The sequence below is a fragment of the Galenea microaerophila genome (assembly GCF_054657255.1).
Genome location: NZ_BAAHWZ010000001.1, coordinates 460477 through 476617 on the forward strand (window position 1 = coordinate 460477; position 16141 = coordinate 476617).

General features: G+C 43.8%; 17 protein-coding genes. 6 read left to right on the plus strand and 11 right to left on the minus strand.

The window, feature by feature from the left end; genetic code table 11:
* Positions 1–3: 3 nt before the first annotated feature.
* The 11 genes from ACYQ05_RS02200 to flgA all read right to left on the minus strand — a co-directional run bounded on the left by ACYQ05_RS02200 (position 4) and on the right by flgA (position 10005).
* Positions 4–705 carry an electron transport complex subunit E gene (locus tag ACYQ05_RS02200; RefSeq protein WP_459817910.1) on the minus strand — a complete coding sequence of 234 codons (702 nt, stop codon included), beginning with the start codon at positions 703–705 and terminating at the stop codon, positions 4–6.
* Entirely contained in the window at positions 698–1333 is a 636-nt protein-coding gene (rsxG, locus tag ACYQ05_RS02205; RefSeq protein ID WP_459817912.1) for an electron transport complex subunit RsxG, read from the minus strand. The genes ACYQ05_RS02200 and rsxG overlap by 8 nt, the downstream gene beginning before the upstream one ends.
* A complete protein-coding gene (gene rsxD / locus ACYQ05_RS02210; RefSeq protein WP_459817914.1) occupies positions 1333–2379 on the minus strand; it encodes an electron transport complex subunit RsxD in 1047 nt (348 codons plus the stop codon). The genes rsxG and rsxD overlap by 1 nt, the downstream gene beginning before the upstream one ends.
* Positions 2379–4181: an electron transport complex subunit RsxC gene (gene rsxC / locus ACYQ05_RS02215; protein WP_459817916.1), complete on the minus strand. Its 1803-nt coding sequence runs from the start codon at positions 4179–4181 to the stop codon at positions 2379–2381. The genes rsxD and rsxC overlap by 1 nt, the downstream gene beginning before the upstream one ends.
* Positions 4178–4786, minus strand: coding sequence for an electron transport complex subunit RsxB (gene rsxB / locus ACYQ05_RS02220; protein ID WP_459817918.1), 609 nt, complete (start codon positions 4784–4786; stop codon positions 4178–4180). The genes rsxC and rsxB overlap by 4 nt, the downstream gene beginning before the upstream one ends.
* Positions 4786–5358 (minus strand): electron transport complex subunit RsxA, encoded by a 573-nt coding sequence (rsxA, locus tag ACYQ05_RS02225; protein WP_459817920.1) that lies wholly within the window; start codon positions 5356–5358, stop codon positions 4786–4788. The genes rsxB and rsxA overlap by 1 nt, the downstream gene beginning before the upstream one ends.
* A gap of 33 nt (positions 5359–5391) precedes the next feature.
* The gene (gene metG / locus ACYQ05_RS02230) at positions 5392–7443 is read right to left on the minus strand and encodes a methionine--tRNA ligase (protein ID WP_459817922.1); all 2052 of its coding nucleotides are present in this window, start codon (positions 7441–7443) and stop codon (positions 5392–5394) included.
* A 127-nt stretch (positions 7444–7570) separates the two neighbouring features.
* A complete protein-coding gene (locus tag ACYQ05_RS02235; RefSeq protein ID WP_459817924.1) occupies positions 7571–8158 on the minus strand; it encodes a PilZ domain-containing protein in 588 nt (195 codons plus the stop codon).
* A 124-nt stretch (positions 8159–8282) separates the two neighbouring features.
* The gene (locus tag ACYQ05_RS02240) at positions 8283–8813 is read right to left on the minus strand and encodes a hypothetical protein (protein WP_459817926.1); all 531 of its coding nucleotides are present in this window, start codon (positions 8811–8813) and stop codon (positions 8283–8285) included.
* Positions 8814–8833: 20 nt separating this feature from the next.
* Positions 8834–9172: a flagellar biosynthesis anti-sigma factor FlgM gene (gene flgM, locus ACYQ05_RS02245; protein WP_459817927.1), complete on the minus strand. Its 339-nt coding sequence runs from the start codon at positions 9170–9172 to the stop codon at positions 8834–8836.
* A gap of 95 nt (positions 9173–9267) precedes the next feature.
* Positions 9268–10005 (minus strand): flagellar basal body P-ring formation chaperone FlgA, encoded by a 738-nt coding sequence (flgA, locus tag ACYQ05_RS02250; RefSeq protein WP_459817928.1) that lies wholly within the window; start codon positions 10003–10005, stop codon positions 9268–9270.
* Between the two features lie 143 nt (positions 10006–10148).
* Here flgA and ACYQ05_RS02255 point away from each other — a divergent pair, with 143 nt between their 5' ends.
* The 6 genes from ACYQ05_RS02255 to ACYQ05_RS02280 all read left to right on the plus strand — a co-directional run bounded on the left by ACYQ05_RS02255 (position 10149) and on the right by ACYQ05_RS02280 (position 15964).
* On the plus strand, positions 10149–11147 hold the full coding sequence (locus tag ACYQ05_RS02255) for a chemotaxis protein (RefSeq protein WP_459817930.1): 999 nt from the start codon (positions 10149–10151) through the stop codon (positions 11145–11147).
* An 11-nt stretch (positions 11148–11158) separates the two neighbouring features.
* Positions 11159–12643: a hypothetical protein gene (locus tag ACYQ05_RS02260; protein WP_459817932.1), complete on the plus strand. Its 1485-nt coding sequence runs from the start codon at positions 11159–11161 to the stop codon at positions 12641–12643.
* Positions 12644–12875: 232 nt separating this feature from the next.
* Complete coding sequence (flgB, locus tag ACYQ05_RS02265; RefSeq protein WP_459817934.1) at positions 12876–13280, plus strand: flagellar basal body rod protein FlgB; 405 nt, start codon at positions 12876–12878, stop codon at positions 13278–13280.
* Positions 13281–13286: 6 nt separating this feature from the next.
* Positions 13287–13697 (plus strand): flagellar basal body rod protein FlgC, encoded by a 411-nt coding sequence (gene flgC, locus ACYQ05_RS02270; RefSeq protein WP_459817936.1) that lies wholly within the window; start codon positions 13287–13289, stop codon positions 13695–13697.
* A 14-nt stretch (positions 13698–13711) separates the two neighbouring features.
* Complete coding sequence (locus ACYQ05_RS02275; RefSeq protein WP_459817938.1) at positions 13712–14404, plus strand: flagellar hook assembly protein FlgD; 693 nt, start codon at positions 13712–13714, stop codon at positions 14402–14404.
* A gap of 39 nt (positions 14405–14443) precedes the next feature.
* Positions 14444–15964 (plus strand): flagellar hook protein FlgE, encoded by a 1521-nt coding sequence (locus ACYQ05_RS02280; protein ID WP_459817940.1) that lies wholly within the window; start codon positions 14444–14446, stop codon positions 15962–15964.
* Positions 15965–16141 lie beyond the last annotated feature (177 nt).

Sequence of the window (16141 nt, forward strand, 5' to 3'; positions counted from 1 at the left end):
CATTTAAGTGTTTGTGGGAGAAACTTGTACTTGGATGCCTAAGGCGTTGCGTTTTTTCTGGCGTTGTCTGAGTTCAATGGCGTTTTTGAAGGCCACTAAGAGCCCTAAGCCTAAAAAAGCCCCCGGGGGTAAGATGGCGAGCAGGGCTGGATGATAATCACTGGGCAGATGCAGGGTTAACTGATGTGCCCAGCTGCCTAGGAGCAGATCCGCTTGGTCAAAAAGGGTGCCATTACCGATCAGCTCACGTAGGGCACCTAAAATGACCAAGACCAGTGTAAAGCCTAGCCCGATAAAAAAACCATCCACGATCGCTTTATCCACCGTATTTTTAGAAGCGAAGGCTTCGGCACGTCCAAGAATCGCACAGTTTGTCACAATTAGGGGGACAAAAATGCCGAGAATACCATGCAATGTATGTAAATAAGCATTCATCAATAGGTCAATAATGGTGACCGCACTGGCAATAATGGCGACAAAAACAGGAATGCGAATTTCATCAGGCACATAGTTTCGCATAAGAGAAACCAAAATATTGGAAATGATTAAAACACTCATGGTCGCAATGCCTAATCCAAGGCCATTGATGGTGTTATTGGTGACCGCCAGTAAAGGACAGAGCCCCAACAGGGCAACGAGCGCTTGGTTATTGTCCCATAAGCCTTTTTGCGCGATTTCACGATAGTCTGCAAAACGATCATTCATAAAGCTTGTCTCCCATTTGGTTGACGAAAATCAGCGCATGTTTGATCGCTTTTACGACCGCGCGAGGGGTAATGGTGGCGCCGGTAAATTGATCAAACATCCCATGGTCTTTTTTAACCGCCCAACGACTCTCATTTTCTGGTGTTAATCTTCGTCCGTTAAAACTTAAAATCCAGGGGGATTTCTTCAGCTCAATCTTATCCCCTAATCCCGGCGTTTCGCGCTCTTCTAAAACGCGAACCCCCGCAATACGACCATCTCTATAGACGCCGATTAAAAGTTTAATCGGGCCACTGTAGCCATCAGGTGCAGTGATGGGAAAAATAACCGCAACCGAGCGTCCATTTTTACGTAGACGGTAAAACGTGACAGGTGTACGAGTCCCCAGTAAGGCTAAACTTTTGGGGTTTTTAATAATCAGTGTATCATTCAATGGATCATTGTCATATTCGCTGTGTGGAATAATTTGGTTAAAAGTTTTGATAAGGTTGTCTTTTTGCGCCTGTTCTATTTTAGGTTGGGTGATGTGTGCCACCCAGAGCAGTAAGCCAATCCCCATCAGCATAAAGAGGCTGAGCAAGGTGGCTGATTTTACCATTTGTCGAATGACTGGATTTTGTATCGCCATTAGACCTTCTCCCTTTGGTAGCCAAAGACGCGCGGTTGCGTATATTGGTCAATTAGAGGCACAAACATATTCATAATGAGAATAGCGAAGGCGATGCCATCTGGGAAGGCGCCCCAATTCCGGATGATATAGAGTAAGACACCAATGCTAAAGGCAAAAAAGAGACGACCGCGAGGTGTCGTGGGACCACTTACCGGGTCAGTAATAATAAAGAAAGCCGCGAGCATCGTGCCTCCGGACAGTAAGTGAACCGATAAGGGGGCATAGGTTTGGGGGTCAATTGCGTGGAAAATGAGCGCCATGAGGGTTAATCCAGCCAAAAAACCAATAGGGAATTGCCAACGAATGGCGCGTGTGAGCAGTAGATAAATCCCCCCTAAAATAAAAGCAATATTGACCCAGACCCAACCGATCCCCACTTGGGAATTGGAAAATAGTTGGGACTTGAGGCTTTCGGTCACTGGAATATGTTGAGTTAAATTGGTTTTGATTTCACCTAATGGCGTCGCCCCTGTGATCTGGTCGAGGGTGACGCCTTGACTGTGTCCAAAGAAAATGAGGTCAAGTGACTGTAAAAAAGAGGGCTTATGACCGGATACATCAATGGGCGTGGTCCATAAAGTCATTTGCGCCGGAAAGGAGACGATTAAAAAGGCAAAGCCCATCATGGCGGGGTTAAACGGATTGTAACCCAGACCCCCATAAAGATGTTTACCAAAAATTAAGGCAAAACTGACCCCTGTGACCATAAGCCACCACGGTGCATCAGGGGGGATGGAAAATGTAATACCTGTGACGGTAATCAGTGCACTAAAGTCTGTCAGGTAGGGTAGGATGGGACGATTCCGTAAGTAAAGCATAGCAGCTTCGACAATGATGGCGGTGAGCACGCCTAAAGTCCACTGAATGGTGATGCCATAACCAAAAAAGTAAAAATAGATAAAGAGTGCAGGAATGCTTGCCAATTGGACATGAAACATGGTCTTACGCACTGAAGTATCAGCATGTACAAAAGGGGAAGAGAGAATCGGCCAGCGTTGGTTCATCAGTTAGACTCCTGCTCTGGATTGGATGAGGCAGCGTTTGCTTGGGCTTTCTTTTTGCGTAAAGCTTCCGCCCTTGCTTTAGCAGCTGCCATGGCTGCCGTCCGCTTGTCTTCTGGAGATTGTGTTGACTTGTCTGGTTTTGAGGAAGTCGCTTTCTGCTCAGCTTGGGAGGCGTGAGCTGAGGCGGATTTTTTTGCAGCAGCGCGTGCTTTAGCGGCTTGAATGGCTTTTTCACGGGCAGAAAGTGCTGGCTTTTCCGCGCCTTCTGAATGCGCGCCGGAGGCCTGTTTTTTTACCGCATCCTTTTTAGCTTTAAGACGTGCTTCTCGTTCCTGTTTCTCTTTTTCAAGACGTGCTAAACGCTGTTCATGACGCTGTTTTGCTTTTGCGGCAAAGGCTTCTTCAGCTTTTTTGACTTTAATTTCGGATTTGGCATGTCGATAATATTGCACCAGTGGAATATTACTGGGGCAGACATAGCTACAGCAGCCACACTCAATGCAGTCCCATATATGATGTTTTTCAACCTTATCCCACTCTTCAGAGCGACTATACCAGTAAAGCTGCTGAGGCAATAAGTTAACTGGGCAGGCGTCCATACACTCCCCGCAACGAATACAGGGTAGCACCACTTCTGGGATATAGGGACGATTGGTCAAAATACAGTTGGTCGTTTTGATCACGGGGACTTGATTGTTTTGCACTTCAAATCCCATCATAGGCCCTCCCATGATCAATGGAAAATCAAGGGGCTGTTTGGGTTTGGCTAGATTAACCAGACTGTCAAAAGGCGTGCCGAGTAAGGCATGAATATTAAATGGATTTTCCACGCCTTCACCGGTCACTGTCACCATCCGAGAGACTAAAGGATTCCCGTTCTCAACGGCATTTTCAATGGCAGCAAAAGTGGCCACATTCATCATTAATAGACCAATATCCACCGCATGTGCATTTGCAGGGACCTCAACCCCCGTGAGTTCATAGGTGAGTTGTTTTTGCCCGCCCATTGGATAAACGGTTGGTACTGAAATGATTTCAATCTCTATTTCAGGGTGCAGTTGTTGCAGCTGATTGGCCGCTTTTTGCATGGCTCGAGTGGCCTTCTGTTTGTTGTCTTCAATGCCACACAAGATTTTTTTGACCCCTAAGGCTTTACCGACAATCAGGGCACCGGTCAAAATCTGTTGTGGCTGGGTTTGCATCAGTAAATCGTCGCAGGTGATATAGGGTTCACACTCTGCACCATTGATCAGTAGGGTGTGAATACGGCCAGATTGATTGGGGATTTTTGCGTAGGTCGGGAACCCAGCGCCTCCCATGCCCACAATCCCGGCTTCTAGAATGATTTGCTTGAGTTTAGCGGGGGTTTCTGGCCAACGACCATCGGTGTTTAAGACATTTTCAATGGCTTTATCTTGACCATCAGGTTTAATCACAATACAGACATCTTCTAATCCTGATGGATGCGGAAGTGTGCGATTTTCAATGGCAATGACGGTGCCAGAGGTGGGGGCATGAATCGGGGCACCTAATCCTTTGTGCATATCAGCAATTTTTTGGTTTTTGTGGACGATATCCCCCGGCTTCACAATTGGTTTGGCGGTTTGTCCAACATGCTGTTGTAAAGGGAGCACCAACTCAGTTGGGATAAAAGGCGGATAAATGGGGTGCCGGCTGGAGAGCTCTTTTCGATAGTTAGGGAATACGCCCCCATGAAAACGGTAGAGCACACGCTTAATATAGGGAAAAATAGGGGCTAACTTAAGAACCCAAGGCTTAAGCGTGGAAGCCAGGGGGCTCATAAAACCTCCTTAATTGGATGATGAAAGCTCTTAGGGCTTTCAAATTCTGGATCCACATGCAGTGCTTTAAGTGTCTCCTTAGGGTCGGGCCAGATCCAATTTTTAGGCGTTTCCGTAATTGGACGCATTTCAATACAATCTACGGGGCAGACAGGGATGCACTTCTCACAACCTGTGCATTCATCTGCAATGACGGTATGCATCATTTTAGTGGTGCCGACAATGGCATCGACAGGGCACTCTTTAATGCAGTGCATACAGCCAATGCATAGATCTTCGTGTATGTAAGCGACCATCCGACCTTCATGTTGGTTTTCCGGCTCGGCTACAGCTTTCGGTTCTTTACCGGTTAACTCTGCAATTTTAAGCATGACCTCTTCTCCCCCAGGTATGCAGAGATTAATCTCTGCTTCGCCTTTGGCGACCGCTTCTGCATAGGGGCGGCAGCCTGGGTAACCGCACTGGCCACACTGTGTTTGGGGTAAAATTTTATCGATTTGATCGACCAGGGGATTGCCTTCCACTTTAAATTTAACTGCGGCATAACCGAGTAAAAGGCCAAATAGAAGGGATAAACCAAGAAAAATTAAGAGGGCGGTGAGCATTAAACCAGACCTCCAAAGCCCATAAAGGCGATAGACATCAGTCCTGCGGTTATCAGCGCGATGGGCGCCCCTTTAAAGGGTTCAGGCACATCGGCATGCTCTACACGCTCACGAATAGAGGCAAAGAGGACGAGCACCAGTGAAAAACCAACCGCTGCGCCAAAGCCATAAAAGGCCGATTCAATAAAGTCGTTTTGTTCCCCGACATTGAGTAAAGCCACCCCGAGTACGGCGCAGTTAGTGGTAATGAGGGGCAGATAAATGCCCAACACTTGATAGAGGACAGGGCTGGTTTTATGGATGGCCATTTCCGTGAAGCCGACGACCGTGGCAATGGCGACAATAAAGGCAATGGTTTTGAGGTATTCCAAACCATAGGGGATTAGAAGATAGGTGTAGATTAAATAACTGAGGACCGAGGAGAGCGTGAGCACAAAAGTGGTGGCTAAAGCCATCCCCATCGCGACATCAGATTTTTTAGAGGTCCCCATAAAGGGGCAGAGACCTAAAAATTTGACCAGCACAAAATTGTTAACAAGCACGGTGCTGATAATAATCAGAATGTACTCCATGGGGAACTCCTGGTTTCGGCTATAGTCTATAAATTATTTGACTCTCATGCCAGGTTTAGCGCCTTCATCTGGAGAGAGAATATAGAGCTCTGAACCACCAGATCCGGCAGCTAAAACCATACCTTCTGAAACACCGAAGCGCATCTTTCGTGGTTTAAGGTTGGCGACCATCACGGTGAGCTTACCGATCAGCTGCTCAGGTTCATAGGCAGATTTAATCCCAGCAAACACTTGTCGCTGTTCAAGGCCAATATCTAAAGTCAGTTTGAGCAGTTTATTGGCCTCAGGTACCGCTTCAGCATCGATGATTTTTGCAACTCGCAAATCGACTTTCATAAAGTCTTCAATGGTGATCTCTTCAGCAATCGGTTCTAGATCTGTTGCTTGTTCGCTCACTTTAGATTTTCCTGTGTTGGTTTGTTGATGTTGTGCTAAATCTTTTTGAGTATCTGCCAACATTTGTTGAATTTTTTCTGGTTCTACACGCGTCATGAGCGGCTTGAATTTTTGAATCGCATGACCGAGGAGTGGTTTTTCGATAGCATCCCATTGCCAGTGATCAATATTTAAAAAGGTCTGTGCTTTATATGCCGTTGCAGGAATAACGGGTGCGAGATAAGTCATGAGCACTCTAAATAGATTAATCCCAGTAGACACGGAATCATGTAGTTCAGCTTCCTTGTCAGCTTCTTTAGCTAAAACCCAGGGCGCTGTTTGGTCAATAAATTCATTTGCCATATCGGCTATGGCCATGATTTCGCGCATAGCGTGTGCATATTCACGCTTTTCATAGAGCTCAGCAATAAGCGCGTTGGCTTCTACAGCTTTTTGATAGAGGGCAGCGCCTTCTGCAGAAAGCGTATCTGCGAGTTTTCCATCAAAACGTTTGTTGATAAACCCTGCACAGCGGCTGGCAATATTGACGACTTTACCGACTAAGTCTGCATTGACCCTTTGGGCAAAGTCTTCTAAATTGAGGTCAATATCATCAATGCCACTGCTCAATTTGGCGGCAAAGTAGTAGCGTAAATACTCAGGATTGAGATGGTTGAGATACGTCCGAGCCATAATAAAAGTGCCTCGGGATTTAGACATCTTTTGCCCGTCGACAGTGAGGAAACCATGCGCAAAAATTGCATTGGGGGTTCTAAATCCGGCACCGCTGAGCATGGCAGGCCAAAAAAGGGCGTGGAAATAGATAATGTCTTTACCAATAAAATGATACAGTTCGGCTTTTGAGTCCGGTTTCCAGAAGGCGTCAAAATCCGTCCCTGTACGCTCACAATAGGCTTTAAAACTGGCCATATAACCGACGGGGGCATCAAGCCAAACATAGAAATATTTTCCTGGTTCGCCAGGGATTTCAAAGCCAAAATAGGGGGCATCACGTGTAATATCCCACGCGCGCAAACCTGTTTCAAACCATTCGCTCAGTTTGTTGGCAATTTGAGGTTGTAGGTGTCCAGGTGTTTGCGTCCACGTTTTGAGGAGGTCTGCAAAATCGGCCAATTCAAAGAAAAGATGCTCAGTCTCTTTTTCAATAGGGGTGGCGCCTGAAACAGCAGATTTGGGATGAATGAGTTCGGTAGGGCTATAGGTCGCCCCACACACTTCACAATTATCGCCATATTGATCTTCTGCATGACATTTAGGGCAGGTGCCCTTAATAAAACGATCTGGTAAGAACATCTGTTTTTCTGGGTCATACAGCTGTTTGATTTTTTTGCGGCTAATATGACCCTTTGCTTTGAGTTGGGTATAGATGTAACTGGCGAGTTCTTTGTTTTCGGGTGAGTGGGTACTGTGATATTGGTCAAAGCTGATATGAAAATCTGCAAAATCTGCCTGGTGTTCTTTGGCAATACGTGCGATCAGTTCTTCAGGCGTTATCCCTTCGTTTTGAGCACGTAACATAATCGGGGTGCCATGTGCATCATCTGCACACACATAGATACATTGATGACCTTGTGCTTTTTGAAAACGGGTCCAAATATCGGTTTGAATATACTCTACCATATGGCCCAAATGAATAGGGCCGTTGGCATAGGGAAGCGCACTGGTAACTAAAATTTGACGCTGCGACATTCGTTATTTCCTATCCTAAATTGTTAAGCAAGCCATTATACAATTTAATAGGCTAAGTTGCACATTGTGAGGAAACGATGCTTGAAAAAGGGGGCTGTCGCTAAGTCAAGTAAACTGCTAAAAATAGTTAGGACTCACTGCTTGATGATGCACGCATTTTTTGGGCAGCCTCAATCTCTTTTTGCTGCAAGAAATAGATGAGTTTGCGGCGATCATCTTCTGAAATATATTGATATTTTAGGGCGACCCAATAGCAGTCATCACAATTAGGTTGTTTTTTAATATTGACCACATCACAGCGGACAATTACAGGTTCTTCATCTTCTAAAGGTTTGATTAAGAGGTCAACGACATGTTCTTTAGTAATCGGCTCATCAATTTGGATGGCTAAGCCATTACCACTAATATTGACCATTCGGCTGGGAATCATTTGAGTCAATTGTTTGGTATCAATCGCTTCGAGGGCGAAATCAATTTTTGAATTCAGAGCTCTGAGAACGGTTCCAATTAAGGCACTCTTGTTGCTGACTTGAACTAATAGCTCGGAGATTTGTTCATTTAGCTCTTGGAGGTTGTTCATAAAGTAGTGTTCAATAAACTCCGGTGTGGGCTTATCTGGCAGAGGGTGTTTTTCCGCCTCTTCTCGGGTTAATACCCGATAACTGCAGGGCAATATGACATCTAGGCGAAAAAAATTTCGGTTTTCAGCTCCCATGGTGCATTCTCTCTATTGATTTTAAGATTTGTTTTTATATTTTAAACATTGAAACCGCTTAGGTTAACTTTATTTTCACTTGATCAGCATAAAGTAAGCAAGTGTTATACCAGGGAATCGTCGATTAAGCTTTACCTAGAGATGTGCTTTGAGTAGTGGGACGTTGTTGGGTACCTTGAGCCGTATAGCCAGAATATAGATTGTCTGCGCCCTTGAGCACCATCAGTGCTTGCTGGTTGATATTGCTCAACGATTGAATCATCATGCCATTACGCAAGTTTTTTTGATAAACCGATTCAGACTGCTTTAGGGCTTCTTTTAATTGTTGCTGTTCTAATGGAGAGAGCGGGAGAGAGAGAAGTTGTTGAAGGTTGGCTTCAGAGAGGTTGAGTTGTACATTGTAGGTTTGCGCAGCTGTCTTTAGAATCGCTTGCGTGAGTTGCTGGATACGCTCTGAAGATTGGTTTTTTTGATCTAGAAGATCGGTCAAAATATTAAGGGCTTCAGATGTGAACTGAGTGAGCGTTGTATGTTCTTGATCAAGTAATTGAGCAAAGTTGAGAACTTCTTCATTTAATTGAGACAGCAGAGTTGGGAGAGAGGCGGCTCCCCCCTCTGCATAGGTTGTCTCTGGCGTTTTTTGCTCATTAGGCATACTAAGCGAACGCTATCTTATTACTGCACAGATTTTTGCATAAATGCAAATTCCGTTTGGATGAGTTTTTTGGCAACCGCCTCTGTATCCACTTCATAGTCACCGTTTTCGATGGCTAACTTTAGGGCTTTGATTTTTTCGCTGTTGTCCACACGCGCCTCTTCCATTTTCTTTTCAAGTGATTTCACTTGTTGAGAAGTGGCGGTTAAAGTTACTTTATCTCCCTGAGTAGTGGCTTTTGTTGCTTCACTGGCAGAGGAAGGATTTTTAGCTTGCTGAGCCCGAGCTTCATCTGCCTTGCGGGCGGCATCATTTTGTGCCGCATTCGCAATATTTTGAGAAATATTTTTAATGTTCATCTTCGCCTCTCTTACATTTACCTTTCAAACATTATATCGGCAGTACTCAAAATTCTTTAGTAAAAATGAATAATAATAATAGATAAAACGTTCACTTAAGGGACCTCAACCAAATCTCTTCCAGTCACAATAGCATTAATAATTTTGCCTGATCGGCGATTTTTGACCGGGATCTGCTCTCCATAAACACCATTTTTTAAAGCAATGCCTTTAGTGCTAATGTAAAGGGAGCCCAGTTTTGTCATGATTGTGACTTCATTTTTAGCCTTTACTAAATAAGGGGGTATGACGTCATTAACCGTTAGCACCTTTCCAGGTGGAATCGGGCGTTTAGCTCGCATGCCGATCACGGTTTTTAGGTGAATCAGCCGTCTGGAATTGACTCGCCGAGCATCTTGCCAAACCTGTTTTACCATAACCTCTGTTATAACGGCGTTTTTTATAATTCCTTGAGTGGAAATTATAGCAGGGAGTGTGCCATGAATAATAATGGATGTGTAAAATTTCCATTTAGGGTTTTGACAAGAAATTTTAACTGTATGACGACCGGCAAATTTTGCAGGGTCTTGCAGTTGTTTGTCTTCAAATAAAATAGGTTGTTCGCAGCGAGGCAGTTTTAAGTTTGGACTAAAAGGGCGGATGATAATTTTGATGTCATGTAGCTTTTGTTCCTGCGCTTTTTGAAGATAAACTTGCATAAGTTGTTGCTTAATAGGTTCAAACGCTTGTATATCCGAGGCGACGGCTAAGCTAAATGATGTAAAAAGGGTAAAAATAAGCGTACCGATCAGTAAAAATAATTTTTTCAGTTTAAACTGGCATATAGTTTGCATAATTTTCCATAAGTATGTTTTTTGAACGCTGTAACGCTTTATAGCATACAGACAATGTTTTTAAGGTGAAAAGTTTTTGCGTACAATAGGAAGGCCGAACGTAATAGATATGATTATAAAAACAGATAAGGAAGGTGGCAACGATGTCTAGTTTTTTAAAAGGGGTGGATCAACGAACTTCTTTGGCTGGGATGAATAGAATGGAACTGTTACTGTTCCGTATTCATGGGCCTCAGTTGTTTGGGATTAATGTGTTTAAAGTGCGAGAGGTGATTCAAACGCCTCACATTTCTCCCGTACCTAAAGCCGATGATCGTATTCTAGGGGTCGCAGATATTCGATCCCAGACGATGCCCATGATCGATTTAGCGAAAGCGCTCGATATGCCACCAATTCCTAAAGACAAATGGGAAGAGAGTTTAACCATTGTCACGGAGTTTAACCGTACAATACAAGGGTTTTTGGTAGAAAGTGTCGATCGCATTGTACATATGAAATGGGAAGACATTATGCCGCCACCGGAAACATTCCATAATGTTAACTACTTAACGGGTGTGACACGTATCAATGATGAGATCGTGGAAATTGTGGATGTCGAAAAAGTGCTGGCAGAAATTGCCGGCATTGATAATGAGATTCAGCCTGAGTTCTTGGAAAAAGTGAAGAGCAAGACTGAAGGGTTGGATATGATGGCTGTGATTGCCGATGACTCCAGTGTGGCGCGTAATCAGTTGAAAGGTATTTTGGAAAAATTGGGCATCACTGTGAAAATGGCAGCCAATGGCCGCGAAGCTTGGGAGATGCTGCGTAAGATGGCAGATGAGTATGACAAAGGTTATGCTGCGAAGCCTTCAGAGCGCATCTTAATGGTTATTTCAGATATTGAAATGCCGGAAATGGATGGTTATACATTGACTACCAATATTCGTAAGGATCCAAGATTGGCGGATCTCTATGTATTGTTGAGTTCTTCATTAAGCGGCGGATTTAATGAAACGCTCACGGCCAAAGTTGGGGCGAATAAGTTTATCTCTAAATGGCAGCCGGATATGTTAGCGCAAATCGTGGTGGATCGAATTGATGAGATACAGAAAATACGCAAAGAGCGTGAAATGGAAGAGGCGCAGATGGCTGCGGAATAACTGTGTCTTGAGTGAATATTGAGAATATTGTGAATATTAAAGAGCTGAATAAATTAAGTGTGCAAGGGAAAATAAAAGCTGGCATTTGGCTGGCTTTTTTATTTTTAATCACAGCTTCTTCAGGGGTTGTGGCGGAAGCAGAAATTGTGATTCATACACAGTCTCAGCAGCAAAACCCCAATCAGCCGCCAAGCACGCAACCACCGAAAAAAGCGTCATCCCAGCTGATACCTAAAAAACAAGAAAATCTGCCTTCACCCACTTTTTTTGATACCTTAAAGCCGATTTCAAGGATGCAAGATGTCCCCGCCAATGCTTCATGCATTCAAGTCCTAGGGGAAGCGGATTTTTCTTTAGGAGATCAAGCCTTTATGAGACAGATGGCGATTCGAAATGCTCTGAAAAATGCCAGTATTTATCGCAACACAACGGTGACCTCTAAAGAAAAAGTGCAAGCGTTTCAGCTTAAGCAATCGCAAACGCATTTTACTTCCCATAGTCGTATTGTCGGCTTTTCGATTTTGCGCGAAGGGGAGAACCTTGTGCAAACAACGAAACCTTGTCGATTTTGTGATGAGGCGGAACAAGAAAAATTAAACCCACCCACTTACCAGGTGGTGTTGAAAGTGTGTTTAACGGATGAGAAAGCAGGGTGTCCTAATTTACCGGTTAATTTTTATCAAGTCCCCATTGTGATCGCACAACCTTTAGTTCAATTTCCTGAGCAAGCAAGAGACTTAAGTAACTTGGTGCGTGGTGTACAAAGTGAACTCATTCGCCGTTTACATCAGCAGAAATATTTGAACGCCAAGCCCTTAAATCATGCTTTAGGCATCCAAAAAGGGCAATTGATCCAGCCGAATTTAGATCCTGATTTATTGGATGAGCTTCGCGCTTCTACGCAAGCACAGCTGGTGTTGTTGCCTGTGATTCGTTCTACTGCTTTGGTCACCGAGCCCGGTTCTCTTTTGAACCGGGTAAAACAATTCTATCTCTATGATGCTGAGCCTGATAAGCGTCATCTAGAGGTGGATTACTTTTGGGTAGATCTTTATCGTCAAAAAGTCGTCGCGCAACATCGGCTGGGTTTTGATATTGAAGGCGATGTGGTCGTGGGTCGAGATAAACCGGTGGGCACAAGTGCATTTTTTTCCACTGATACGGGCAAAGTTTTTGACCTGTTATTAGATCAAATGGTAGAGCAAGCGCAAAACTTCTTAAAATGTCAAAATTTAGTGTCAGAAGTTGTGGAAAAAAGGGATCAAGAGGTAATCGTGCCCATCTCTCAAGAGACCGGCATTCAAGTCGGAGATTATTTGGCAGTTTATCATAAAGACGGCGCTGCCTTAAATGTCCAGAATTACAATTTAGGTTTTGATTTACGTCCTTCAGGCTTTATTCAAGTCACCCGAGTGATGCCAAATTTCATTGTGGCAAAGGTTTCTGGCGAATCTAAATATGCAATTTCTGTGGGAGATTGGGTCAAAGCCTGGTAGCAGGACTGGGAAAATTGGGCTATTTTTGAATTTCTTTTGCTTTTTTGTCAAAGCACTCTCATTTTCTGAAGAACATAACACCTTACCGTTTGATATCGGCCATTTTTTAATAACTTTAATGTTATTTTTAATAAATTGGCACTCTGATTGCTAGTCTCTTGTTAAGCATTATGATCGAGGTGTCTAAAGGTTGACACTTCTAATAAGCATAGATTGACAAGGGAGTTTTCTCATGGAATCCATTTTTGGTATTCATGAACAAGCACTAAGAGTGCGCACAATGCGTTCAGAACTATTGGCGAATAATTTGGCCAATGCAGACACCCCCAACTATAAAGCCAGGGATATTGATTGGCGTCAGATGTTGAACCAGTCTAAAGATGAATTGCAGATGGTGCCTAGTGGCAAGCCTGATCTGGTACGAACTGATGCTCGTCATATTGCTGCTTCAGCAGATTTTACCACCAGTGATTTTTTAAAGTATCGCATGCCGACGCAGCCAGCACTGGATGGCAATACCGTAGAGACACATATTGAAAAAGCACAATTTATGGAGAACGCCATGCAGCAGCAAGCCACTTTAAATTTTATCGATGGCAAAATTAAAGGCATTCGTGGTGCTTTAAGAGGGGAGTAATGAATTATGTCAATGTTTAATGTATTAGATATTTCAGCCACCGGCATGCATGTGCAAACGGTGCGGTTGAATACCATCGCTTCCAATATGGCCAATGTGGACAGTATCAGCTCTAATGCCAAAGAGACCTATCGTGCGAAAGAGCCCGTCTTTCAGGCGATTATGGATGAAGAGAGTGGACGGCCTACCGGCGGCGTGAAAATTAAAGAGATTGTAGAGAATAAAGCGCCCTTAAAGATGGAGTATAACCCCAATCATCCGATGGCCAATAAGGAGGGGTATATCTTCCGACCGAATGTGAATGTGGTGGAAGAGATGGCCAATATGTTGGATGCTTCCCGTACTTATGAAACCAATATTGAGGTGATGAACACTTCAAAACAATTGTTACTCAGAACCTTACAGCTCGGTAAGTAACCTAGGAGAGAGAGATGGCTGTTCAATTACCCAATATCAACCCAAGCAGTAAAGATTATATGGCTGCTTTGCAGCAAGGGAGTAACCCTAAAGCCACTGCGCCTCAACAGTCGCTGGGTCAGGCTGATTTTTTAAGGTTGCTTACCACGCAGCTCAAAAACCAGGACCCAAATCAGCCAATGGATCCGACAAAGTTTGTCACCGATTTAACACAAATGAGTCAGTTGCAAGCGACTGAAAGCATGAATAAATCGGTTCAATCGATGACTAAAGGATTCCAGAGTTTACAAACGTTACAAGCCGCTAGCTTGATAGGTAAGGCGGTGCAATCCATTGGTGATCAACTTAGTCATACTCAAGGTGATCCGAGTCAGTTTAGATTAAAGCTGGATCAGCCTTTAAAGGATGTCAAGGTGGTGGTCACGAATGATAATGGGCCCGTCACCGAGTTGAGTATGGGGGATTTGAATACAGGTGAAAAAACAGTGAGTTGGGATGGCACGGATGAACAAGGTAACGCTATGCCCTCTGGTGAATACACCTTAACGGTGTATGGCACAGATGAAAATGGAGCGCTACAGTCCATTAAAACCGTAGTGCCTTCACGCGTAAATAGCGTCGGTGTGAATGATGATGGCAGCATGACATTGACTTTGGCAACCGGTGAACGTGTTTCACTCAGTGATGTCCGAGAAATTACACAATAATTTAAAAACAACAAACAGAAAGACAAGGGAGATAGAGAGATGGGATTTCCATATGATTTAAATGCATTAAGTGGCGTGAATGCAGCATCAACAGGGTTAGGGGTGATTTCAAATAACCTCGCTAATGCGCAAACCGTTGGTTTTAAAGGATCGAGAGCTGAATTTTCAGACCTTTTCTCTGGTGCACAAAAGTCACCCGGAAATGGGGTGAAGGTAGGAGCGATTACCCAAAACTTTACCCAGGGAACGATCGTGGATACTGGACGAGATTTGGATACGGCCATTGATGGTGAAGGCTTTTTTATTTTGAAAGATCAATCAGGTAAGTATGATAATATTTATACACGTAATGGTTCATTTAAGCTGGACAAAAATGGTTATATTACTGCTCAAGATGGCAATCAGGTGCAAGGGTATCTGTTAAATGAGACACTATCGACCGAAACGTCACCTGTTTTTGATACCACTCTAAGCTCTATTAATTTGGATGCATTGAATAAAGTGCCTAAAGCCACCGATGAAATGACCTTTAATATTAATTTGGATGGTGAGGAAGCCGATAATGTGGATGCAAATGGCAATGGTGTCGCACAGACTAACACCTCAAATGTCAATAATTTACAATATCTAGTAGACAAGGACGCGGGAACTTACACAGGGTTTCCAGACTTCTCTACTAATAAAATCATTCATGACAGTTTGGGTGGCGAGCACCGCATGACCGCGAATTACTATAAAAGGGATGTGGTTCCCGCAGCCAATTCCACCTTAACAGACAGCAGTGGGAATAACATAAAATATACCAGTTGGATTGCGCAATACACCATTGAGGATAAAGATCCATCAACAGGGGAATGGGTAACCAGTGGCCATCGCTATGATGGAACAGCAGCAACAGGGGATGAAGGGATTATTTATGAGTTAAGGTTTGATACCAATGGAAACTTGGTCGATGTCCGAGAGCCCAATGATAATTCTAACCCAGTGGGCCAAGATAACCCAAATCAAGAGCTACCATCGACAGACTGGACATCTATTGGAGAGCAGCCCTCTATGCAGTGGATTATTGATAATCCATTGACTGGCGCTAATGATCCTTTAGGGAACCCAAATGCGTTGACCGTAGCGATCAATGCGGATATGTCAGAGATGAGCCAATATGCGGGCAGTTATAACTTGCGTGGGGTGACGCAAAATGGTTATAAAATTGGGGATTTAGTGGGGGTGACGACAGGATCTGATGGTGTAATTACCGCCCGCTATTCTAATGGTCGTTCGGTACCGGTAGCGCGTCTCGGTTTAGCGGATTTTAATGATAAAAATGCTTTGGAAAAATTGGGCGGGCAATATTATGCGGAAAGCTATCAATCCGGTACTGTACAGATGTCAGCACCGCAAACAAATGGTTTTGGCGCGATTAATTCAGGGTCACTAGAATACTCCAATGTTGATACAGCAGGAGAATTGGTCAATATGATTCAAACGCAACGGATGTATCAAGCTTCCACGCAAGTGATTTCGACTTCTAATACCCTCTTTAATCGAATTTTACAGCTCTAACAATAAATGAATTGTTTTTCTGGTCTTGCCGGCAATTTTTGCCGGCTTTTTTGTTTAATCTTGCCGTAAACAGTTTATCGGCCAAAATCTCAAACCTTTAATGCGAAATTTTTAAAAATTGGCATGCTTCTCGCTATAAGTTCAATGAATGACAGAATTGTCAAAAAACGAACACTT